The sequence below is a fragment of the Pseudoalteromonas sp. genome, assembly GCF_041613455.1.
GTDB lineage: Bacteria > Pseudomonadota > Gammaproteobacteria > Enterobacterales > Alteromonadaceae > Pseudoalteromonas.
In genome coordinates this window covers 14,599-35,132 of sequence record NZ_JBFJHD010000017.1, presented here as the reverse complement: position 1 = coordinate 35,132, position 20,534 = coordinate 14,599, and the positions used below count along the sequence as shown (strand labels likewise).

The following is a 20,534-nucleotide window of genomic DNA, read 5'->3' as shown; positions in this document are numbered from 1 at the left end:
CAACCCAAAACAACTATTTTGAGGAAAACCTGTGAGCGAACAAAAACAGTCTCTAAGCTATAAAGACGCGGGCGTAGATATCGACGCTGGTAATGCACTTGTTGAGCGTATTAAAGGCGTAGTTAAAAAAACTCGTCGTCCGGAAGTAATGGGCGGTATTGGTGGTTTTGGCGCACTGTGCGAAATTCCAGCTGGCTACAAACAGCCTGTATTAGTTGCGGGTACCGATGGCGTAGGTACTAAACTGCGTTTAGCTATCGACCTTAAAAAGCACGACACTGTCGGCATAGATTTAGTGGCTATGTGTGTTAACGATTTGATCGTACAAGGTGCTGAGCCATTGTTTTTCCTAGATTACTATGCAACAGGTAAACTAGACGTAGACACTGCGGCTGACGTAGTAACAGGTATTGGTAAAGGCTGTGAAATTTCAGGTTGTGCCCTTATTGGTGGCGAAACAGCTGAAATGCCAGGCATGTACGACGGTGAAGATTATGACATGGCAGGTTTTTGTACCGGTGTTGTTGAAAAATCAAAAATTATCGATGGCACTAAAGTCGCGGCTGGCGATCAATTAATTGCACTTGCTTCAAGCGGTCCTCACTCAAATGGTTTTTCTTTAATTCGTAAAGTATTAGAAGTCTCTAAAGCCGATACCAGCGCTGAGTTTGAAGGTAAAACGTTGGGCGAAACGTTACTTGAACCCACTCGTATTTACGTTAAACCGTTGCTTGAATTATTTAAGCAAGTTGATGTACACGCACTTTCGCATATTACTGGTGGCGGTTTCTGGGAAAATATTCCTCGCGTATTACCCGCCTCTGCTAAAGCAGTCGTTAAAGGTGACAGCTGGCAATGGCCGCGCATTTTTAACTGGTTACAAGAAAACGGTAACATTACCACCCATGAAATGTACCGCACCTTTAACTGTGGTGTAGGTATGGTATTAGTGGTTCCTGCGGATAAACTTGAGCAAAGTTTAACCTTGCTACAAGAGTTAGGCGAAAACGCGTGGCACCTTGGTGAAATTCAAGATGCAGCCGCAGGCGAAGAGCAAGTAGAAATTGTAGGTGGTGCTAAGTAATGGCACCCACTCGTCTAGTCGTTTTAATTTCAGGCAGTGGCTCTAATTTGCAAGCCATTATTGATGCCTGCGAAAGTGGCGAGATAAACGGGCATATAGCGGCTGTGATCAGTAATAAAGCAGACGCTTATGGCCTAGAGCGTGCTAAACACGCGGGCATTGCTACGCACGTGTTGAGTCATAAAGATTTTGACTCGCGCGAAGCGTACGATGCACAGTTAATGAACGTTATTGACTCTTTTATGCCGAATCTAGTTGTATTAGCTGGGTTTATGCGTATTCTTACCCCTAACTTAGTGCAAAAATATGTTGGAAAAATGTTGAACATTCATCCATCTCTGTTGCCTAAGTATCAGGGGCTGAATACCCACCAAAGAGCAATTGATGCAAATGATGATGTTCATGGCGTAAGTGTTCACTTTGTGACTGAAGAATTAGACGGCGGGCCCGTTATACTTCAAGCACGAGTGCCTGTACTCAAGGATGATACAGCAGAGACATTAGCAAAACGCGTGCACGAACAAGAGCATATAATTTATCCTTTGGTGGTCAAGTGGTTCAGTGAACACAGACTTACTATGGAAGCAGATTATGCAGTTCTTGACCAAACAAAACTTCCTGCACACGGCGCGCACTACCCACAATAAAACATTAAGTGCCCTGCTGTTATGTGTGGGCACTTTACTTCCAACGAGCCTGATTGCGGGCGAATTGACGCAGTACCAAGCTAAATATGATATTTTACGCAAAGGTAAAAATCATGGTGAAGCCGTGCGCGAGCTGAAAAAACTCAGTGATAACTCCTACCAATTAACGTACCACAGTAATATAGAGTGGATGATTTTTTCAGACTCACGTCAAGAAACCTCTCAATTTACCTTTACTAATGGCAAAGTGACTCCGCATCATTACGCCATGGTGCGTAGTGGCACCGGCCCTGATAAAGATTACAATATTGATTTTGATACTAAAAACAAGGTCGTTACCAGTAGTAATAGCGAATACCCATTAGAATGTGAATGGACCGATGATTTTCAAGATGCCATTTCTTATCAAGTGCAAGTGCGTGAAGGCTTGAAAAAAGGCGAAACCCGCTTTTCATTCCCACTAATTGATAAAAAAGGCAATCGTCGCGACTACAACTTTGAAGTTGTTGGCACTGAAATGATTTCGCTACCGATTGGCAACATAGAGGCTATTAAAGTAAAACGTTTGTACGATAACGACAAACGCCAAGCGCTTGCTTGGTTTGCCCCAGAAATGGATTATATGTTGGTACGTATGTGGAAAGGCGAAAAAGGCACGGAGCAGTTTGAAGTGCAAATAAACTCATTGACTGTCACATCCCCGCTTACAGCACCGACTAATGAGGTTAAACAATTGGTTAGCCCAGAATAGCTTGTTTTTTAATAGCCTGTTAACGATGAAAGCGCGATATATATCGCGCTTTTTTATTGCTATAAACGGCCACTAATAAACATAAATTAAAGTAGCTCACCCATTTTAAACAACGCAAACTCACCCGGTTGCATTTTATGCCAGCGCTCATCATTGGTTAAAGGCCTAGTGGTGATCACGGTGACCACATCGTTTGGCGTGGTTTCTTTATTAAAATCAACCACCATATCGGCATCGATTAACGTTGCCTTACCAAATGGCGCACGCCGCGTTATATAATGTAGGTTATTGGTGCAATACGCTAATACATACACCCCATCGGTCAGTAGCATATTAAACACGCCTTTTTCACGCAGGGTATGTGAAAGTTTGGCTGCGTAGCGAAATACCGACGCCATATTACTGGGGCGCTTTGAATATTTTTGCCGAATTTTATCCAGCAGCCAACAAAATGCCAGCTCGCTATCGGTATTACCCACGGGGCGATAATATTCGGGCTTTAAGTCATGATAATTAGATAATTGACCATTGTGCGCATAGGTGATTTCGCGCCCCCACAACTCACGAGTAAACGGGTGAGTATTTTCAAGGCATACTCGGCCGCGATTACCTTGGCGAATATGGCTGATCACCGACACACTTTTGATAGGGTATGCTTTAACAAACTTGGCAATTTCCGATTGATAACTTGGTTCAGGATCTTTAAAGGTTCTACAGCCTTTGCCTTCATAAAAGGTAATACCCCAACCATCTTTATGCGGCCCCGTATTGCCACCGCGCTCTAACAATCCAGAAAAACTAAAACAAATATCGGTCGGTACGTTGGCTGACATGCCAAGCAACTCGCACATGGAATAAATAACCTTTTATAAACAATGCAGTATGTATAATTAAACAATTTAACTTTTTATTTGGTCACACTTTTGGTCGCGCTTTGGTTTTTGTGGCCGTTATGTTAATTGCTTTTTACTGCTTTAATGCAGTTATTGTTAAACAACGCGTTGTTATATGCAAACATTCCTTTCAACCATTCTCTAAAATTACCGTTTTTTAATTTCAGTTTTGTTTTTGCTTAAGCTACTGTTTTGTAATGATTTTTAATAACCCTTAAAAACTCCTTTGATCTTTAAAACCTCACGTAAACGAGCTAAGTTATTGTTTAGCAATTCTATTTTGTTTTATTCCTTATATATTACAGGCGGTTAAACTGTAAAACAGTGAAATTAGTTTCGATCTTTTCAGATCCTTGATCTACTAAGAACCTTATATATAGCGCTGGCTGGCGGTTTAAATGAAGCACTTAAAAACTGTAAAAAAATAACGATAAAGAGCGCGCAGGAGGGTGAGGAAGAGTGCGGATTCCGTCGCTTACATTCTGTGTGGGGCTGGTTTATGTGGCTGAAACTTAACTTGCTTGTATTGGCGTGGTTATCTTAGCTGCAGCGAGTAGGCTGGCAATAAAAAACCCAGCGCTTGGCTGGGCTTGATTGTGGGGCTTGTGTGTTACTTTGTTATTGGGTCGAGCCTAGATTTTTGGGCGCTTGCTTCATCTGCTTTACTTGTAAACACTGCGGCTGTTGTTGGTGGTGCCATTGTTGGGCTGTGTTTATGTGTTGCGCATTCTGTTGCTATATCTTTTACTGTGGCCATTAGCTCTGATAGTAATTTGAGTACGTTCTCGCTATCGCTGCCTATCCATGTTTTAGGGCTTTTATGCTCTTGCTCTTTGGTTGCTATTACTTTGCGGGTTTCGCATTGTAGGTCGGCTAATTTGCCGATGATGTCTTTTAATGACTCATCTGTTTTGTTTTCAAAGTTGCCGTGCTCATCTATGTGTTGGTATACACCTTCGCGTACTTGGGTGCGGGTTTCACCTTCTTTGATTGCTGGTAAGTCCCAACCAAAGGGTAATACGGTTCTAATAAATGGCTTATCTGCTCGGCCATAGGCAAATCCAATTTCTACAATTGAATTAATAGCCGGTGGTTCTAATCGCCCTGCTTTGTCGCCTGCGCCTGGTAATGGTAATGGCACGGCTTGAAGTGGTTTTGATTTGGTGTCTGTGCCGTTTTCGTCAATGAGCTGCACGTTTACGGCATAGCGTGGGTAGAATGCATCGCTACCGCGTTCGCCATCGATGGCGGGTAGTTCGGGAAATGCAACTACTCTGCCCCAACGTGGCAAATGTAATTGGCCTGTTAGTTCTGGGAATATTTTACGTATGATTCTGTGTATTGCTTTTTCCATCGTTACCAACTTATCTGCATGTTTGTGCCTTTAAACTCAACAGCGGTTATACGCTCGCCATTGGCTATTACGTTTGGGCGTATCATTGGGGCTGCTGGCATTGTTGCGGTTTTACCTGCTTGATGATCGGTCATAAGTTCGTTGGCTATGTTTACGGGCTTATCTGACCAAAACGAGTCGGCATAACTGCCCACAAACACTTTGCCATTGCCTTGTTGATACCACACAAAATCAGCAATACGGAACGCGCGGCCAATGTTGTTTAACATGGCATAGCCTGAGCTATCAGAGTAAAAGCACGGTATGGCTGTATCAGCGTAGGCTTTATCGGGTATTACAAACTCAATGCCTGTTTGTGCTGTGATTTCGTCAAGCACTTGGCGCATGGTTGGATGGCGCAGCATTACCGTTAAATTGTAAGCAAGTGATGCCGACCACTCACGGCAAAACAATGTATACCAGCCATTTACGGCTGGCATTACACGTTCAACATAACCGTTAAATACGCGGTCGACCATGTCGCCCCAACCCAAATCAACCGCCACTGGTGCTAACTTAGCTACGCTTTGGTTAACGGTTATTTGGCAGTTGCCTGGCGTTGATGCTTGCAGCACTATCCAGTGGTCTTTCATATCAACTTTGTTATCGTTGATATGGGCGCGAGCAATAAAACGAGCGTTGGCGGTTGTCATTACACGGTTCTCAACGATTCAAAGTTTTTTTGTAGATGATCACCAATATTTGCATATTGCACCTTGCTTTTACCGCCCTGCTGGTTGGCTTCGGCTTGTGGTGTGCGCTCTTCTACTTTTTGCGGTACTGATCGATATTCAACAAGCGTAAAACTAATCCCCCATTGGCGTGTAGTTTGCTGCTCTACCGCTTCAATTTTACTGCTAAAGCGCACTTGCTTAACACCCAGCGCACTGGCCGTATTGTTACTAATGCGATAAATAGCGCGAGCACCACTTTCGGTGGCTTCAGCCATATTAAACAATTCGGCTAAATGCTCAGCTTTATTAAATGGCAATAAACCATTAACCGAAAGCGTTTTAGCTTTTATACCTGTTTCGGCCACGTCGGTGCTAGAGCTTTGCCCGCTGGCATCTTCGCTGGCAAGCTCTTGGCTTGCCGTAATGCGAAGTGATTTAAGGATGATTGAATTACTATTAAGCTGTAAAGTCATATTACTTTAAACCCTATATACTTTGATAAATCCTCTACCTAACGTGTATTCATATATAAAAAAACTTTAAATAACGATCCTTAGCTCCCCTGAAGCGGTTTTATAAATTGCACCAACGGACAAGCCAGATGATACTGCAGCTGCGTTATCTGCATGAACCGGGACATTTCCTAACATTAAAATTCCTTCATCTGTAAACCTTCCCGACTCTACTGGTTCCTGCTCTGGTGCGCTACTGATTGGCAGTCTTGCGAAAATTAAGCTGCCCAATAAGTCAGTAAAAATAACAACGCCCTTTTTACCTCTAGTTTTGTATGTATTGCCCGCCTCTTCAGCTTCTGCACAAAAAACGACAAAAGGATATGCGGCTGCCGCTGTAGAGCCAATATTGGAGCCGTAACCGTTTGGGTCTGGGTTACCAAACTCAAAAGCGTTAGCAGGAACCCTAGCGCCAATAATTGCATCCGATTGACCAGATTCATTGCCAAAATTTGCTTTATGTTTGTGAAACATTTGACCATAATCACTATAAATTGAGTAATTAACTACACCGCCTGATGCGTTAGCAAGTACTGCGGTATTTACATTACCATTCATCGCTAATGCATAAACTCCATAATTATAATTTACGTTTCCCGTTGAGGCGGTAGATAAGAACTCACCTGCTCTAGCCATGTAAATATCTGCCCCAACTGAGTCATTAACAATCTCACCACGGACACCTATGGCATTGTTAATCACTGCCCCGACTGGCGTTCCTGCACCTAAAAAACCAGCCCTTCCCATTAAGCCGAATTGGAACTCTAGAGATCCCCTGTGTTTATATCCTGCCACTGGCGTTGATACCGCCCACCCATATACGCCTACACGTTGACCTGAATCCACCACACCAGCTGGTATATTGTTGTAAGCGTTTGCTGAGCTTACGCCCCACGATTGATTGAAACTGCTTGACTTAACATCGTTAAACACCTCAAACAATGAACAGTCGTGATTTTGAAAAGGTACTTCTGTCGTTCCTTCCCAGTTGCAAGTCGAGCGAATACCTGCAGTAACATCATTATCTACACTCACATGCACCTTAGCCTGAGGTGATTCTATATCTACACCAATACGACCTTGCTCTGTTGCTATTAATCCTTTATTTAAATTATCAATATAATTTTGAACTTCTTTTAAATTTTCAGCTAAACCATTATTGCTACGTAAATCTTTCGCAGTGTCAGAAACTCCAATACTTGCCAACTTATACACATAATGTTGAACACCATTTACATCAATGTAATCGTCCATTTCGGTGTTAGATACAGTAAAGGCAACTTGTGGCTTCCATTGGCTTGATGCATCGCCATCAAAATACGCATCTACATATACAAATTGTGGGTATGTTTGCAGTGTTAAAATGTGTTCTTGTTTTAGCTCTACGCGCAGGCCGCTTACGTAACCTACGCCGGGTGTTACGCTAAATGTATTGGCGGTTGAGCGCGGGACCACTTTAAAACCATCATCAATAAACCAGTCTTTACCGTTCATGTCGCTTGCTAGTTGGCGGGTTAGTTCGTCCATGCCGCTTAAGCGGGCGCTAAAGTCTAGCTGCCATGTTTCTGGCGCTACATTAATACCTGCTAAGTCGGCTATGCCTGAGTACTCAATACCAAAGTTACGGTTTAGTGTGTTACCGGCACTGCCTGGCGCGGTAATTGTTTTGGCAACAGTTGGTACATGGCTAATGGCTACTAATGTTTGATTTACTGACGAATACAACCCTACCCAGTTAAATTCAAACGGGCCTGTAACGCTGTCGAGTACGGTTGAATAAACAACTACGTTGTCGTTAATGCGGCCTGTTTGCTGCACGTTTTGTTGGTGCACAATAGCGGCTGTTGGAATGCCTTCGTTGCGGTCAATTTCGGCGGCTGGGTCTTGCCCTGCTACGTTTGCAAAAATAAAGGTGTCTATGTCTAGCTGTTGATTAGCCTGTGCTTTGGTTGCAAATAACTTTTCGCCGGCAATGGTTATAACTTGTGCCATGGTTTAATACTCCTGTTTAACATTAGCGACGGTAAATTCAGCATGGCTGTCCATCGTCATAAATCGGGTTGCTGGTAATAAATTGGTGTTAATTTTGGCAACTGTGTAATCGCTGTCGCCATCAAAGTTTTTAGGGGGCGCGGCCACTGTTTGCTTGGCAATGGTTACGTACTCGTAACGGCGTGTTGTTCGGCCATACTGCCTACACAGTGCGCTAATTAGATTTTGGCGCTCGCCTAAGTCTGCATCGAGTAGCTGAATGCTTACTACATCCCAATCGGTTGTGCTCATGCGCTCATCTATTGTTACCCATGGCATGCCGAGCTTTTCAAACATGCTTAGCCAGCCGTTTTTGCTGCCTGCGCCTTTGGCAAATGGCAGCGCGTATTTAATACGGGTGCGATACATTAGCTCGGTTTCGTTGGGTATTTGCGTTATGTCGCGCTCCCATGCGAGTAAGTGCACTAGCTCTAATTCGGCGGTCATTGGGTCGAGCTGTTTGGCTGGCCATGCAAGTATGTCGGCTACGCGCTGCCAGTAACAAATTGCTCCTTGGCGTAGTTTGTCTAGCTCGCTTTTTGGGCGGGCTAGCCAGTACGGCATTTTTGTTAGGGCTTGCCAGTTAATGTTCATTACGCATTACCATTATTTACGCTGAGGGTGGCTAAACGTGGCACGTTGTTTTGGCTGGTTATATCGCCTTGGCCCCAGCTTAATGAGTCGATTCCTTCAAACTCGCGGTGCAGCTCTTGGCCTAAACGGCTAAAGCTAAAGCGGCTTGCGGGTAACGTTCGGGTTGCTGCGTAGTTGGTGTTTTCTCTAAATGCGCTGCGTATAAAGTTTTCAACGTTTGTTAGCAATGCAGTTACTTGGGTTTCGAGTAAATAGCTATGCGGGTAAACGGTTAGCTCAACATTTACGTTTACGCCTGGCATGGCGGCTACTAGCAAATCGTCGCCGTGGCCATGAAAACCTTTTTCCATTACGTATTCGTTTAAGTCGCTAATAAGTGCGGTCGATGGTTCGCCAGTGTCGAGCAATATAAATGCGTTGGCCGTGCCTGGGCCTCGCGGTGCATCGTGTTCAAAAAATATGTTGTCGGTATTTAAGCCCGATCGCGCGGTTAGCATGGCGCGGTAAACTGCGTCAATGTGCCACGGGGCGGCGGCCGTAAATGCGTTGCGGGTGCGTAGCTTTAAATCTTGGTTTGTTTCGGCGTCTGCGCCTAGTACGTCTAGCCAGTCGTCGGCATTAATTGCGCTGCCAACACCGGTAACCGACTCGGGTAAAATATGGTAATACCCTGTGCCTAGGTTATAGGCCGCGCCTGCGTGCTCTGCTATTACGGGCACTAATACGCTGGTTTGGTTTTCGGGTAATATTACGTCGTTAATGGTTAGCACACGGTAAACCGTGCCGTTTATTGCATCGGTTTGTATTACGGTACCGGCGCTAATCAATAAGCTTGGCCCTGCATTGGCGGCGCGGTTAAAACGCACTTTGCCTTGGGTGCGGGTTTCGCTTTTACGAGTTAGGTCGTGCTCCCATGCTTTGGCTTCAATAAATTCACTATCAGTGGCGGTTTGTAAAAACAGGTTAGGCAGTATGGTTTCAATTAAAACCTTGTTTACTAACCATGTGGCAGGTTTTGCCACAATGGCGCTTATTAGTCGCCAAAAAGGTGAGTACGGTGAGTCGTTGGCAATAATGCTGCCTTGGGCGTCTACTTCTTGTTTAAATAGCGTTTTCCACCCGTCTTCTGTGGTGGGTATACCCGCTTTTTCTACAATGCGCTTAAAGTTAATTGTTGGGGTTAGTTCAGCCATTATTGCGCCTCTATGATCAATGATGAAATAGCGCCAAACTCGATGGTTTTAGCATGTACCCACCACTGGCCGTGTTGGTTTTGGTTTTGTTGTACTTGCACTGTGCCTGGCATAATGCGCACGTCGTCTTCTACCAATAGTTTTATTTGGGTTTGGGTGTCTTGGGTTGTGCCAGTTCCTCGGTCGCTTACTAATAAGTTTGCAAGGCCGGTGTCTAAAATTGCGTGCACTATGTCTTGGGCTATTACGTCACGATCGGTTAAATACGTTGGGTTGTTGCCTGCGTCTAACACCACATCGCCGTTTTTAATATGTAGGTCGCTGTAAATACTCATGACTGCATTTCCACAAAGTTCATAAAGTTAGTTTCGCCTTTGGCTGGGTACACGTTAACCGTGCCAACGCTGGTTGATTTTTGTTGGTTTGCATTACTAATTTGCTGAGTAATACCGCCTTTTTCGGCTTTACTTCTAATTGGCTCTATTGCGTCGATGCTTGATGTGCTGGCATTAGAGCCTGAACTTATTAGCTCTACATCTACGCCTGGCAGCATGTTTATTTTGTCTATCCACCAATTTAGGTAGCCAGTAAATAAGTTTTTAATGGTTGACCAAACCGAGGTAAACACGCCTACAATGGCTTTTATCCACCCCCATTCGCCCATAGTGGCTTTTAGGTCGTCCCAGTAATAAATCAATGCACCCACGGCGGCTATTGCGGCAACTATTCCTGCAACAATTAATAAAATTGGGTTGGCGTACATAACAATATTAAGTGCAAGCATTGCGCCTTTTAAAAATGCTATTGAGGCTGTCCACGCTGCACTTATCCCTCTGCCAATCATTGTTGCTGTATTCCATGCGGTCATGGCCATAGTTGCACCGCCCATAACTACTGAAATTAGCCCGCCTGCTGCTACGAATGCCAACACACCAACAGCGGCATAACCAAGCCATTTTGTTAATGTTGGAAATTCTTCTGTAAAACTTAAAACGCCTGATCCCATGTCGGCAATTAAGCCCACAAAGTCGTTAAAGGCTGGCAAAATCGCAGAGCCTAACGCTGCACGTATTACATACCAACTTTGGCTTAAACGCTCGCTTTGGTCGGTCATTGCTGAAGCCATTTTTTCAGCTTGCTCCATACCTTTAACTTTACCCAAAGCGTCCATATTTACTCTTAATGCATCTGTATCTTTCGAAAGCAAATCAATAAACCCTAATGCTTGATCAGTTCCAAATGCCTCTTTTATTTCTAGCCTGTCTGAAGCTATTGTTAAATCACCATACTTACCTTTTAATTTTTCTAATATTTCTATTGTTGGTAATAACTTTCCATACTGATCAGTAAAGTTCATCCCTAACTTTTCTTGAGCTTTTGCAGCTCCGCCCAAGAATGCTTTGTATTGTGTTGCTGACTCACCTCCGCCAAGTGTTGACTGTAGCGTACCGAGTATTGCCATCTGATCGCTTAACGCTTCTTTGGATGCGCCACTCATTCCTTTGAATGCATCAGCCATTTTTTTACCGTCAGTCTTAAATACTTGAACTGCGGTAGCTGTCATGCCTGTTAATTGTTGTACCCATTCGCCTTTGCCCATTGATTCGGCTTCATTTTTAAATGTGCCATACATGGTACCCATATAATCTGTGATGGTGGCAGCGTCCGCTTTGGTGGCTGCAGCAAGCACGTTCCCTGATAACGTAAACGCTGATAAGTCAGCATCGTTAAGGCCTGCAATGGCGCTTTGTATGTCGTAGCTCGATTTAACAAATTCAGTCGACGACTTGCCGTACTTAAGCGCAAATTCGTAAGAGGTATCGGTTAGTTGTTTTAATGCAGACTCACGCACACCAAGCGAGCTTACTTCGCCTAGTGCGCGGTCCATTTCTATGGCTGGCATAAGTGCGTTTTGTAGCGCAAAGCCTGCGCCCGCAATACCCGCAACGCCCGACGCCATTTTCATGGTGCCTGCTTGGTAGTCGTTGGTTAACCCATTAAGGCTACTGCTTATTTTGGCAATAGGCTTAGTAATTTGGTCAATCATTCCAACGGTAAACATTAGCTGTTGCGGTAAACTCATTTACTTGCCCCCAAAGGCTTTGCACACTGCATTGGTTATTATGTTTTCTAGGTTTTCGCGCTGGTTTTTATACAGCCAACCTGCGCGGGCTAGGTTTTGCTCGTCGTCTTGCTCATGTGGTAAAAAGTGACGACGTAAAATAAATAGTTGCTCTAGCTGATTCGAGTCGATTGAATCAATCAGCCCTTCTATTTTTTTACGGCAATTTCCAGCACTGGCGAAAACTCTGTTTTAAGCATTGATGCTATTTGCAGTTCTGAGCCTGGCGAGCTTTCAAGTACTTTTTTAAGTTCTGGTTTTTGCTCGTCGGTAATAGTGCGCATAACCATGTTGTGTGATGCTGCGGTCATTGAGCCGCCACGCGCTACCGAGTCTACAAAGTCGCTGTGATCTTGCACTGTCATGTTAAATTTAAAGTCTGTGCCTGCGATGGTTAATGTAATTGTTTGTTTCATGGTTATTCCTTAGATTTGGTTAATAGTTTTTCGAGTGTTTCAAATCCGTCTTTAATGCGGCTTTCCATACGATCAGTTAATTTTTCAAAATCGGTTTTGGTGGCGTACGTTTCGGCCACATGGGTTTTGTGGTCGCTTAGCTCTTTGGCCGTTGCTTTGTGGGCGTTAAATAGGCTCACTAACAGCGGCACTAATACAGTTAGCACTAGGCTAATAAATGCAATGGCGACCATTATCCAGTCGGCTACTTCTTTCACTTGGCTACTCCTTGTCCTGCTGTTTTTTGCATTAACGCCATTATTTTGTCTTTATCATTTGAACCTTTGGTAGCACTAAGCCAAAAAGCGGCAGCGTTGGCCAGTAGCACAAACAAGTTGCCAACCAGATACACAATAAGGTCGCGGTTTCGTTCAATGTCGGGGCCATAAAACAACGCACCTAATACCGCCGAAAATAAAATAAACAGTAATATGGTGAGCGTTGACGGCATCCAATGATCTTTATTTTCGGTTCGTGCATTTTGGCGGTCGTTTAAATCCGTTTTGTATTGTTCAAGTGCAATTTTTTGCAGCTCAATATTAGCCTGGCGTATTTGCTCACGTTCTTGGTGTGCCCACTGTTGCAACTTAAGCGCTGCATCAGGGTTGTTTTTTAGCTCGGCGGCTACGGCTTGTGGTGTGTTATCTGTACCTAATGCACCCGCTATTTGGCTGCCAATACTTACCGCCAAACCTACAGGGCCACTTAATAAAGGTGCTACTGCGCCAGCGATACCGCCTACTGTGTTTGCAATTTTTTGCCATTCCATGATCAGTACTCCGCTTGTTTTAAGTAAGTAGCTTCACGCCAGCGGCGCGTTGTGTATCGGTCGCCAAAGTTAACCAGTTCGTCAATCATGTCTTGCGTGTTTTGGGTTATGGCCGTGCGCCAAAAGTTAGGACAACGCTTTGCTAAATTGCCATATTGAAATGCCACCGACGCAATAACGGTTTGCATAGGTTCTGGCAGTTGCTCAAACTTAATGGCTGAATGCTTGTTGTAAGTAGCAACTAGGTAATCGGTTGATTGCTGCTTAACGCATAAATCAATAATGGTTGCTTCATTTTCGTTAATGTTAAGCGGGTTTTGCTTACATGCTTTTAATGCTTGCTCGCCTTTTAATAAGCAAAAACGCTTTAATTTATTAGCAATAAATTCGGGCAATAAGTATTTCAATGCGGCTTCGTCGCATTGGCCAATATCAAAGCCAGTGGCAATGGTTACTCCAGATTTAGAATTGGCTGCATCGGGCACATAGCCGTTTAATTGCGCGCCACCTTCTAGTTCTGAAATAAAGCTGTAATTCACTTTGATATTGGTCATTTTGCTACTCGCTTAACGATTGGCACGGTACACAGCGCTGCACACCTTTTATGGCTTTTTGCCGCGCTTTGGGTATTGGGTCGCCGCAATCAATGCATTCCGTTGCACTAATAACACGGCTGTTTTTAAGTCCGTTTAGACGCTGATCAACAAAACGTTTTTCAGCGCGTTCCTGTGCAATTACTAGGTGGTCTAGATCATCCATTTACTAACTGCCTTTTTATTGCACTATGTTTTCAATTTCTTCGCTGCGCAGGTACGGCACACCGTTGATATTTACAAAGTCGGGGCTTGTTACATCAAACGGTATTTTAAACAAGCTGGCGCTGCCGCCTTTTTTGTCTATGTCTAAAATGTCGCTTAACTTAATGCGGCAACCAAAGGCTTCTACTTTCATTTCGTCTTTGCTGGTTTTGGCATAAAACAAAATGTCGAACGTTTGCATGCCGCGCCACGAACCGGCGCTTTTTGCCGCTTCTGAAATTAAGTTAAAGTTGCTGGCGTTAAGCGATAGTTCGCCGCTGGCCGATACGTCGCCATCTACAAAACCATCGGGTACGCCGCCCGTTTGGCTTACTGAGCTGTTGTCGGTAATAGCTAATGATGCGGTGTCAACTTGCAGCATAATGTCGCCCAAGTTCACGTTAAAATTCATTCCAGATAAACGCATGTTGAGTGCTCCTAGTTGCTGCTTAAATCAAGCATTATGTTGACGGTGATTTCTTTAGGGCTGTTGTATGGGCGCAGTACCATGTAAATAACCACGGTTTTATTGGTGGTCCATACAATTGAAATATCGCCTTCAATTGGCGGCTGTATTTCACCGGGGAACTGGGTACCTAAAATAGTGGTGCTTTTGCTCATGGCGCGTAGCGGTTTCATAAAATACGCTTTGTTTAGCTCAATGCTGTTTGGCGTTGAGTTAAGGGCGCGGTTTGCTACACGGCGAATGGCTAATACGCGCACTTCGCGGCTGGCTTTATGCACTGGGCGTAGGTGCTCTAGGTATTGGTAGTCGCCGCCTTCTGCGTCTAGCGTTTGGGCGTCGCTCCAATAAGTGCCTTCAAAATCGCTATACCACTGCGGCACGCTCATGCGGGCATTGGCTAGAGTTTTTAGTGTGGCTAGCGATAGTGGTTCGCTTTCGCTGTCAACCGGTGCTGCGCCTAGGCCAAGTACGCTGCCAGTGGCTACGCGCATTGGGCTGTCGGCAATACTTACGCTGCGGTCGCATAATCGCCCTGCTAATACGCCTACGTTATTGCCGTGTAATTGTGGTACAGGTACTACTAAGTGCGCGGCAATACCTGCTTGCAGTGCAACGGTTGCGGCTTCATAAGCGGGCCATGTTTGCGTGGCAACATCTATGCCTGGCACTGCAATTAATGCAGATACAAAACGGCCTAATGTGGCTTTTAACGATTCTAGGTGATCATGAATAGTGGTAATTTCGGCGCTGGTTTTTTGCTCGTTACATACAACTACCATTTCAAAGCTTTGTACTTCGTTGGCGCGGTCAATTGCGTCAATAATGGTCTCGGCTTCGGCTAGTGGGTAAACCGCTGCCGTCCAGTTTTGGCCTGCATTTTTTTGCGCTGCAATAAGCTGATCGCGCAGTGGGCTATCGGCAAATGTTTTGCTTAAGTCGGTTTGCGCGCCAATGCTAAACAATTGGCTTTCTTCGGCTGCATCACCTGCGCGGCCTATAAATAAAAAGTGGCGTTCGATGGCACTAATGTCACCCTGCCCCAAATTTAAGTTATTAACTTGCACTTTACCTAGTGACATTAGTTTATCCTCGTTTATTAAGGTTATTTAAAATTTGTGCTAATTGCGCTTGCACGTTTTGCGGTGTGTCGCCTAAAAATGGGCGGGCTTTAACGGGTATGCTCCAGCTATTACGTGATTTTTCGCCGCGTAATTTGCTTAAAATTAAGGTCGCTTTGCCGTGATTAAGGCTTGCCATAATTTCTTTTATGGTTGCGCGTCGGTAGCCTTTACCTTTGGTTTTACGTACTTTGTACCCTTCGGCCGATAACGCTTTAGCTTGGCTGCGGGTGCATGGTGCTTTGTAATCTGGCTTGCCATGAATACGGGCCATACGGGCGGCGGTCATTTTTTCGCTGCCGCCTTGTTGTTGCAGCGCGGCTACTCGTCCGGTTAGGGCGTTTTTATGTTTTAGCTCTAAGCGATTAGTGGCTTTTACGTAGGGTTCTAATGTTTTACCCATGCGTTTAAGCATTTTGCCTTTTTTGCCATTTGCACGCGGGGCAAACTTAGTGCCGGTTAGCGTGGTTTGCGCGCGTATGCGTTGGCGCGCTAATTTGCGCTCGTATCGGCCAAGCGTTTTAAGTAAGCGAATGCGTTTAGTACTAGGCAATGCCAATAGCTGCAATTGCTGTTTTGCACTGAGTGCTTGTTTACTATTTGGGGTGATCACTAAGCTCATGATTGGCCCTTAATATTTACGTCTACGTCTTCGGCTATGCTAATTGGGGCTAGCGATACGTAATAACGTGCACCGTTAAATAATACGGGGCCGTTGTCGGCGGGTATTAGCTCGATGTCGTCAATTAGTTGCACGTCGATTAGCACTGTTGCGTTGTCTTTGCTTACTACGTCAATGTCTATTTCGGGGTCATCAAGGCCGTATTCGTCACGTGGCCAGTCGCTATCTATTAAAAAGGCGCTCACCATTGCTAGTAAGTTGTATGGGTTTACTTTGCGGTGCGGAAAATCTTCGATTGCTATAACCGCTGTGTGTTTCCACTTTGCTACTGCGTAACCGTCTTGGCCTTTGTCTTCGCCGCTTATTATTAGTGTGCCGCGCTCTTGCCATGCGTCTAAATTATTGGTGTGTATTGCACCTTTTAGGCTTTGCAATAAAAAGCTGGTTAGTTGCTGCAATTGGGTAATTGTTTGGCTCATAGCAATTGCACTCCTGCGCGGCCAAGGCCAAGCAATAAACGAATGCTACGGTTTGATTGCGCAAGTATTGCGTTTTGTTGTTCAACATCGTCGGCTTTGTTATTTCCTGCGGCTTTTTGGTCTACCGATGAAAAATACCCCATTAAATCTGAGTGCGAACGTGCATACACGGCACCACGGTAAACGCTTTGCTGGCTGGGGCTAAAGTTAGGCACGCCGTTTGTTTGGGTGAAAGCAACGTCCGTGTTTTCTTTCGCAATGTATTTAAGCAGTTGTTGTTGTATTTCGAGCACGCTGCGGTTGAGCGAGTCGGCTAGTACGGTTTCTTCAAAAAACTCTGGTATGCGGCGATGATCGCGAAACTCGCCAGTGCTTAGCGCTGGCCAGCCGCTTGCAGCATCTATTTCAATGCTGTTTTGTGCTGTTGCTTCAAATCCAAATGACATACCGCATACCTTAATAATTTGGGTTCAGTGCAGTTAGCGTCTTAGTGGTTTTTTAACGGTCGCCCGTTAAAACACTCGGCTAGTGCACTGGAGGGTTGGGAGTAATGGCTATTACTGGGCGTTTAGCTCGGCAATGGCTCTTAATCTCATGGCTATTTTGTTTCGTACTGTTTTTACTTGTGCGTGTTTATGTAGCTCTGCTGCTTTGGCTAAGTAGCCGTCGGCTTGCTGTAGCCTTTGCACGTCGCCAACGGTTGACGGGCTAATGTCGCCATTTTTGCTGCGCAGTAACGCAAGGCCCGCAAACTTGTAGTACTTAGCTGTAACTTGCTCAGGTAATTTCCAATGGTTCGCAACGTTGCTGAACACTTGGCCAAAATACGGTTCAATACTGCTGCCTTTTTCTGCTTGGGTTTGCGCCCAATCAAAAACAGTGTCGGCAATAAAACCAGGCCACTTGCGGCGTATGCTGTTAGCCATGGGCTGATTGAGCTCAATGGCTGTAAAAGCAAACTCAAGGCCACGGCCAAGGTCGTTAATATCAAATAGCCAAACAGTGCAGTAAGCAAAAATCGGGTTGTCATTGGGCTTTCCTTCTTTTATGTTTGCTAAATGCTGCTCAACAATGGGTAACCACTTGGGTAATAGCACGTCGCGTTTATAGGTTATTTTGTCGATGCGGCGCGCAAAACCTTTTAACCGTTTTAAGTCGTCTTCTAATTCAATGAGCTGTAAATGTAGGCTTGGGGCGTACTGCCCTGAACCCGTTACGCTTACTTTTTCGAGCTGTTTTTTTGCTTGGTTTTGCTCTTTGAATTGGAGGATTTTGGCGCCGCCGACGGCTTTTTTAGCTCTTTTACCGTTTCGGCCAAGTCGCTATTTGCGTTGTTAATGTCATCGGCTTGGTAAGCTAGGTCGCTGGCGGCATCGCTGGCTTTATCTGCTGCACTTTCGATATTGCTAGCGGCGCTGGTTGTTTGCTCGGCGCTATTGGCAATTGTTGCGGCGGCATCGCTAACATGTTCAATGCTGGCGTTTAGCTGGTCGGTTGCATGTTCAACGTTTGAAATATCTGTTTTTTCTTCGCCTGGCGCTGCAGGATCAACACTCATGTTTACATTAAAAAAATGAATGTTTTGGTCAACGTATTCTTGCGCTGTTTCAATGGCTTTTGATTCGTCGCAACCCAGTAACTGCGCGAGTAATTTAAGCGCGGTGTTTGCTGGCGTTATAGTGATTTGTGCATCACCCGTTGTTGCGTTGCTTTTAGCTTTTTCTGCTAGCTTGCGTTTTTTAAAATTAGCAATGGCGCTCATGGCTCTATCCTATTTTTAATAATATGGTTAAATGCTAGGCGGTTAGGCCTAGCATTTGTGGTCACTATGGCGCTGGGTTAGGGCCAATTGTTACGGCTGCTTCGTCAACTGCTGCGTACGCTTCAAACTCTTCAACTGCGTAGCCTTCGTTACGCCAGTACGAGTTTTCGTATTGCTTGCGGTCTTCTTCGTCTTTGGCTTTGCGGTGCGCTGTGCCTTTTTGCGTATAAATATGCAAGTTGCTTAAAATAGTTACTGCAATGCGTTTGCCCGGGAAGAACGGCGGCGTATATGCGCGCATGCCACCAATGTTTTTATCCATTTGCTGTGCGGCCACTTTTTCGCTTGGCTTGTCGGCTTGGTTCATCATGTGCGTTTGCGCGGTGGCCGTTAGGTCGTTACCAACTAGCACCACTAAGCGCGGGTCGTTACGTAATGATGGGTGAATAAGCGTGTTTTTAAGCTCGGTCACAATGGCGTCTAGGGTTTTGTAGTCGCCGCCACCCGCTGGGTCGAAAAAGATAGGGTCGGTTACAATTTGCTCGGCCGCTTTTTCTTTAACAATTTGATGCCAGCCTTTGTTTACGTCTTCACCATTTGGGTTAGTATCAGGGTCTGATGTTGCGGCAGCCGATACACCATTAAAGCCAACGCGTAGCATGTCGAGTGCAAAGCGCAGCGTGGCGTTTTCGTTAATCAGCTTCATAAACTGATTTAAATTACCGGCATTGGCCCATGTAGATAACAGCGCCCATGTTGTTGCTGAACATGAATCGGTTTCGGTTAGCTCGTAACCGTGGCCAGCAACACCTTGGCTTGATGTAAAACGACCACCTGCTTTGCGACCTGTTGCAAGGCCGTAGTTACCTACTTTTACAACTTGGCCTTTAATTTGGTCTACTTGCATGGTGGTGATCATGCGTAAAAATTCGACCGACTCTAAAAGCGCGGCGCGCAGTTTAGTTTCCATTGGGTCGGAAATGGCAAACTTGTGTGATGCGTCTTCTACACCAAATGATTTTGCGACTTGCGTTGAGTATGTTTTTAAAAACCCAGCGGCTGTTTGATTTAAGTGCATGCGTTATCTCGCTCTGTTATGCATTAATAAAGGTAAACGTGGTTTAGTTTTTGGTTAAACCAGGCTTATGGTTTCGCCGCCTACTGGGTCTGGCTCTTGGCCTTTTTGCTCTTGGCTTAGGGCGTTAAATTTGGTTTGCATGCCGTCTACTTTTTTGCCAAAGCCGTCCATTTTTTCCATTAGCTGGCTAAATTGCTCAGCGGTTACGCCTGTTGCTGGCTCTGGGTTAATTTCTGGCTCTGGTGTTGGCTCTGGCTTAACTTCTGGTTTTTCTGCTGGCTTGCTGAATTTAGTTTCAAGGTCAGTCACCTTGGCATCTAATCCTTCAACCTTGCCCATTAGGGCATCAAACTGTTCTTTGTTCATGGGTTCTTCCTCGGTGGATGGCTCTTGATCTGCTGGCTGCTGATCGCTAGAAAATAAACTAAATAGTTGCGCCATTAAGCTTTGCGCTTTGGCTTGTTTGCTATTTGGGGTAACTGTCTCGCTATTGGTGGTAATAAAGTCACTGTGTGTTAGCGCTTCAAGTTGGCTATATTCGTGATCGGCTTCGTTATCACCAATAGAGAATTTTAGGCGGCTGGTGCCTGAACTGGCTGGCGAGTCGGTAACGGCAAGGCCTTGTAGGTAGCAACGGCCTTCGCTTTTGTAGTCGGGGTTTGGCTCAATAGACATAAACAGCTTTTGGCCGTCTTTGTTGGCAGCTAGTAGGTAGTCGTTAGCGGTGATTTTTACAAACAGGCGTAATTTACCGTCTTTTTTAGCGGCTTTTACTTCGTCAACTTGGCCCCAGTTTTTACCCTCGGTTGGGCCCCAGCTTGAGCGGAAATGTTCTGGCCAAATAAGTGCTGTGTATTCGTCAACTGAATACGATGCGGCCATTTGATTAATCCATTCTTTTGAAATAATGCGACCGTCTACCGTTGCGCCTTCTGTTGCTGCAATTACCCAACCTGTTTGCTTTGCCATTAGTTTGCCGTGTGCGTTACTGAATATTTAAACGCAGCATAGCCATAAAAAAAGGCGTGTTCACCTAGTTAGCTTTTTGCAAATTCCTATATTGGGTTTTTAGGAAACGTGAGTATTTTTAAGCG

27 protein-coding genes are annotated in these 20,534 nt (G+C 45.0%); 3 read left to right on the top strand and 24 right to left on the bottom strand.

Going from position 1 to position 20,534, the window contains the following annotated elements; all coding sequences use genetic code 11:
• Positions 1–31 precede the first annotated feature (31 nt).
• The 3 genes from purM to ABYB02_RS03550 are packed head-to-tail and all read left to right on the top strand — an operon-like array spanning position 32 to position 2,482.
• Complete coding sequence (gene purM / locus ABYB02_RS03560) at positions 32–1,084, top strand: phosphoribosylformylglycinamidine cyclo-ligase (RefSeq protein WP_372761080.1); 1,053 nt, start codon at positions 32–34, stop codon at positions 1,082–1,084.
• Positions 1,084–1,731: a phosphoribosylglycinamide formyltransferase gene (gene purN / locus ABYB02_RS03555; protein ID WP_372761079.1), complete on the top strand. Its 648-nt coding sequence runs from the start codon at positions 1,084–1,086 to the stop codon at positions 1,729–1,731. The genes purM and purN overlap by 1 nt, the downstream gene beginning before the upstream one ends.
• Before the next feature lie 16 nt (positions 1,732–1,747).
• The gene (locus tag ABYB02_RS03550; RefSeq protein ID WP_372761083.1) at positions 1,748–2,482 is read left to right on the top strand and encodes a DUF3108 domain-containing protein; all 735 of its coding nucleotides are present in this window, start codon (positions 1,748–1,750) and stop codon (positions 2,480–2,482) included.
• Positions 2,483–2,568: 86 nt separating this feature from the next.
• On the opposite strand, the gene ABYB02_RS03545 is transcribed toward ABYB02_RS03550, so the two are convergent.
• From ABYB02_RS03545 to ABYB02_RS03430, 24 genes are all read right to left on the bottom strand, one after another.
• Positions 2,569–3,333, bottom strand: coding sequence for a class II glutamine amidotransferase (locus ABYB02_RS03545; RefSeq protein ID WP_372761078.1), 765 nt, complete (start codon positions 3,331–3,333; stop codon positions 2,569–2,571).
• 652 nt (positions 3,334–3,985) lie between these two features.
• The gene (locus ABYB02_RS03540) at positions 3,986–4,729 is read right to left on the bottom strand and encodes a hypothetical protein (protein ID WP_372761077.1); all 744 of its coding nucleotides are present in this window, start codon (positions 4,727–4,729) and stop codon (positions 3,986–3,988) included.
• A 2-nt stretch (positions 4,730–4,731) separates the two neighbouring features.
• Entirely contained in the window at positions 4,732–5,421 is a 690-nt protein-coding gene (locus ABYB02_RS03535) for a hypothetical protein (RefSeq protein ID WP_372761076.1), read from the bottom strand.
• Entirely contained in the window at positions 5,421–5,915 is a 495-nt protein-coding gene (locus ABYB02_RS03530; protein ID WP_372761075.1) for an adenine glycosylase, read from the bottom strand. Before ABYB02_RS03530 ends, ABYB02_RS03535 begins: the two co-directional genes overlap by 1 nt.
• Positions 5,916–5,981: 66 nt before the next feature.
• The gene (locus ABYB02_RS03525) at positions 5,982–7,946 is read right to left on the bottom strand and encodes a phage tail protein (RefSeq protein WP_372761074.1); all 1,965 of its coding nucleotides are present in this window, start codon (positions 7,944–7,946) and stop codon (positions 5,982–5,984) included.
• 3 nt (positions 7,947–7,949) lie between these two features.
• Complete coding sequence (locus ABYB02_RS03520; RefSeq protein ID WP_372761073.1) at positions 7,950–8,579, bottom strand: hypothetical protein; 630 nt, start codon at positions 8,577–8,579, stop codon at positions 7,950–7,952.
• Positions 8,579–9,772, bottom strand: a complete 1,194-nt coding sequence (locus ABYB02_RS03515) for a baseplate J/gp47 family protein (protein ID WP_372761072.1) — start codon at positions 9,770–9,772, stop codon at positions 8,579–8,581. Before ABYB02_RS03515 ends, ABYB02_RS03520 begins: the two co-directional genes overlap by 1 nt.
• On the bottom strand, positions 9,772–10,107 hold the full coding sequence (locus ABYB02_RS03510) for a DUF2590 family protein (RefSeq protein WP_372761071.1): 336 nt from the start codon (positions 10,105–10,107) through the stop codon (positions 9,772–9,774). Before ABYB02_RS03510 ends, ABYB02_RS03515 begins: the two co-directional genes overlap by 1 nt.
• Entirely contained in the window at positions 10,104–11,855 is a 1,752-nt protein-coding gene (locus tag ABYB02_RS03505; protein ID WP_372761070.1) for a phage tail tape measure protein, read from the bottom strand. The genes ABYB02_RS03510 and ABYB02_RS03505 overlap by 4 nt, the downstream gene beginning before the upstream one ends.
• Positions 11,856–11,996 (bottom strand): hypothetical protein, encoded by a 141-nt coding sequence (locus ABYB02_RS03500; RefSeq protein WP_372761082.1) that lies wholly within the window; start codon positions 11,994–11,996, stop codon positions 11,856–11,858.
• A 47-nt stretch (positions 11,997–12,043) separates the two neighbouring features.
• Positions 12,044–12,310, bottom strand: coding sequence for a putative phage tail assembly chaperone (locus ABYB02_RS03495; protein WP_372761069.1), 267 nt, complete (start codon positions 12,308–12,310; stop codon positions 12,044–12,046).
• 2 nt (positions 12,311–12,312) lie between these two features.
• Positions 12,313–12,567 carry a hypothetical protein gene (locus tag ABYB02_RS03490; protein WP_121953701.1) on the bottom strand — a complete coding sequence of 85 codons (255 nt, stop codon included), beginning with the start codon at positions 12,565–12,567 and terminating at the stop codon, positions 12,313–12,315.
• Positions 12,564–13,118: a hypothetical protein gene (locus tag ABYB02_RS03485; protein WP_372761068.1), complete on the bottom strand. Its 555-nt coding sequence runs from the start codon at positions 13,116–13,118 to the stop codon at positions 12,564–12,566. The genes ABYB02_RS03490 and ABYB02_RS03485 overlap by 4 nt, the downstream gene beginning before the upstream one ends.
• A 2-nt stretch (positions 13,119–13,120) precedes the next feature.
• Complete coding sequence (locus tag ABYB02_RS03480; protein WP_372761067.1) at positions 13,121–13,672, bottom strand: pesticin C-terminus-like muramidase; 552 nt, start codon at positions 13,670–13,672, stop codon at positions 13,121–13,123.
• A gap of 4 nt (positions 13,673–13,676) precedes the next feature.
• On the bottom strand, positions 13,677–13,877 hold the full coding sequence (locus tag ABYB02_RS03475) for a TraR/DksA C4-type zinc finger protein (RefSeq protein ID WP_372761066.1): 201 nt from the start codon (positions 13,875–13,877) through the stop codon (positions 13,677–13,679).
• 15 nt (positions 13,878–13,892) lie between these two features.
• On the bottom strand, positions 13,893–14,342 hold the full coding sequence (locus ABYB02_RS03470) for a phage protein (RefSeq protein ID WP_372761065.1): 450 nt from the start codon (positions 14,340–14,342) through the stop codon (positions 13,893–13,895).
• A gap of 11 nt (positions 14,343–14,353) precedes the next feature.
• Positions 14,354–15,460: a DUF2586 domain-containing protein gene (locus ABYB02_RS03465; RefSeq protein WP_372761064.1), complete on the bottom strand. Its 1,107-nt coding sequence runs from the start codon at positions 15,458–15,460 to the stop codon at positions 14,354–14,356.
• A gap of 4 nt (positions 15,461–15,464) precedes the next feature.
• Positions 15,465–16,121, bottom strand: a complete 657-nt coding sequence (locus tag ABYB02_RS03460) for a hypothetical protein (RefSeq protein WP_089368140.1) — start codon at positions 16,119–16,121, stop codon at positions 15,465–15,467.
• Positions 16,118–16,600: a phage tail protein gene (locus tag ABYB02_RS03455; RefSeq protein ID WP_197183036.1), complete on the bottom strand. Its 483-nt coding sequence runs from the start codon at positions 16,598–16,600 to the stop codon at positions 16,118–16,120. Before ABYB02_RS03455 ends, ABYB02_RS03460 begins: the two co-directional genes overlap by 4 nt.
• Complete coding sequence (locus ABYB02_RS03450) at positions 16,597–17,046, bottom strand: head completion/stabilization protein (RefSeq protein WP_372761063.1); 450 nt, start codon at positions 17,044–17,046, stop codon at positions 16,597–16,599. The genes ABYB02_RS03455 and ABYB02_RS03450 overlap by 4 nt, the downstream gene beginning before the upstream one ends.
• Positions 17,047–17,157: 111 nt before the next feature.
• Positions 17,158–17,772, bottom strand: a complete 615-nt coding sequence (gene gpM, locus ABYB02_RS03445; protein ID WP_372761081.1) for a phage terminase small subunit — start codon at positions 17,770–17,772, stop codon at positions 17,158–17,160.
• A gap of 47 nt (positions 17,773–17,819) precedes the next feature.
• A complete protein-coding gene (locus ABYB02_RS03440; protein WP_372761062.1) occupies positions 17,820–18,362 on the bottom strand; it encodes a hypothetical protein in 543 nt (180 codons plus the stop codon).
• A gap of 64 nt (positions 18,363–18,426) precedes the next feature.
• Complete coding sequence (locus tag ABYB02_RS03435; RefSeq protein WP_372761061.1) at positions 18,427–19,440, bottom strand: phage major capsid protein, P2 family; 1,014 nt, start codon at positions 19,438–19,440, stop codon at positions 18,427–18,429.
• A gap of 54 nt (positions 19,441–19,494) precedes the next feature.
• Entirely contained in the window at positions 19,495–20,409 is a 915-nt protein-coding gene (locus ABYB02_RS03430; RefSeq protein WP_372761060.1) for a GPO family capsid scaffolding protein, read from the bottom strand.
• Positions 20,410–20,534: the final 125 nt, after the last annotated feature.

What these genes read in the sequence shown, in the direction of transcription:
- purN (WP_372761079.1), top strand. Translation starts at nt 1,084, where the DNA reads ATGGCACCCACTCGTCTAGTCGTTTTAATTTCAGGCAGTGGCTCTAAT.
- ABYB02_RS03545 (WP_372761078.1), bottom strand. Translation starts at nt 3,333, where the DNA reads ATGTGCGAGTTGCTTGGCATGTCAGCCAACGTACCGACCGATATTTGT.
- ABYB02_RS03540 (WP_372761077.1), bottom strand. Translation starts at nt 4,729, where the DNA reads ATGGAAAAAGCAATACACAGAATCATACGTAAAATATTCCCAGAACTA.
- ABYB02_RS03535 (WP_372761076.1), bottom strand. Translation starts at nt 5,421, where the DNA reads ATGACAACCGCCAACGCTCGTTTTATTGCTCGCGCCCATATCAACGAT.
- ABYB02_RS03530 (WP_372761075.1), bottom strand. Translation starts at nt 5,915, where the DNA reads ATGACTTTACAGCTTAATAGTAATTCAATCATCCTTAAATCACTTCGC.
- ABYB02_RS03525 (WP_372761074.1), bottom strand. Translation starts at nt 7,946, where the DNA reads ATGGCACAAGTTATAACCATTGCCGGCGAAAAGTTATTTGCAACCAAA.
- ABYB02_RS03520 (WP_372761073.1), bottom strand. Translation starts at nt 8,579, where the DNA reads ATGAACATTAACTGGCAAGCCCTAACAAAAATGCCGTACTGGCTAGCC.
- ABYB02_RS03515 (WP_372761072.1), bottom strand. Translation starts at nt 9,772, where the DNA reads ATGGCTGAACTAACCCCAACAATTAACTTTAAGCGCATTGTAGAAAAA.
- ABYB02_RS03510 (WP_372761071.1), bottom strand. Translation starts at nt 10,107, where the DNA reads ATGAGTATTTACAGCGACCTACATATTAAAAACGGCGATGTGGTGTTA.
- ABYB02_RS03505 (WP_372761070.1), bottom strand. Translation starts at nt 11,855, where the DNA reads ATGAGTTTACCGCAACAGCTAATGTTTACCGTTGGAATGATTGACCAA.
- ABYB02_RS03495 (WP_372761069.1), bottom strand. Translation starts at nt 12,310, where the DNA reads ATGAAACAAACAATTACATTAACCATCGCAGGCACAGACTTTAAATTT.
- ABYB02_RS03485 (WP_372761068.1), bottom strand. Translation starts at nt 13,118, where the DNA reads ATGGAATGGCAAAAAATTGCAAACACAGTAGGCGGTATCGCTGGCGCA.
- ABYB02_RS03480 (WP_372761067.1), bottom strand. Translation starts at nt 13,672, where the DNA reads ATGACCAATATCAAAGTGAATTACAGCTTTATTTCAGAACTAGAAGGT.
- ABYB02_RS03475 (WP_372761066.1), bottom strand. Translation starts at nt 13,877, where the DNA reads ATGGATGATCTAGACCACCTAGTAATTGCACAGGAACGCGCTGAAAAA.
- ABYB02_RS03470 (WP_372761065.1), bottom strand. Translation starts at nt 14,342, where the DNA reads ATGCGTTTATCTGGAATGAATTTTAACGTGAACTTGGGCGACATTATG.
- ABYB02_RS03465 (WP_372761064.1), bottom strand. Translation starts at nt 15,460, where the DNA reads ATGTCACTAGGTAAAGTGCAAGTTAATAACTTAAATTTGGGGCAGGGT.
- ABYB02_RS03460 (WP_089368140.1), bottom strand. Translation starts at nt 16,121, where the DNA reads ATGAGCTTAGTGATCACCCCAAATAGTAAACAAGCACTCAGTGCAAAA.
- ABYB02_RS03455 (WP_197183036.1), bottom strand. Translation starts at nt 16,600, where the DNA reads ATGAGCCAAACAATTACCCAATTGCAGCAACTAACCAGCTTTTTATTG.
- ABYB02_RS03450 (WP_372761063.1), bottom strand. Translation starts at nt 17,046, where the DNA reads ATGTCATTTGGATTTGAAGCAACAGCACAAAACAGCATTGAAATAGAT.
- ABYB02_RS03440 (WP_372761062.1), bottom strand. Translation starts at nt 18,362, where the DNA reads ATGAGCGCCATTGCTAATTTTAAAAAACGCAAGCTAGCAGAAAAAGCT.
- ABYB02_RS03435 (WP_372761061.1), bottom strand. Translation starts at nt 19,440, where the DNA reads ATGCACTTAAATCAAACAGCCGCTGGGTTTTTAAAAACATACTCAACG.
- ABYB02_RS03430 (WP_372761060.1), bottom strand. Translation starts at nt 20,409, where the DNA reads ATGGCAAAGCAAACAGGTTGGGTAATTGCAGCAACAGAAGGCGCAACG.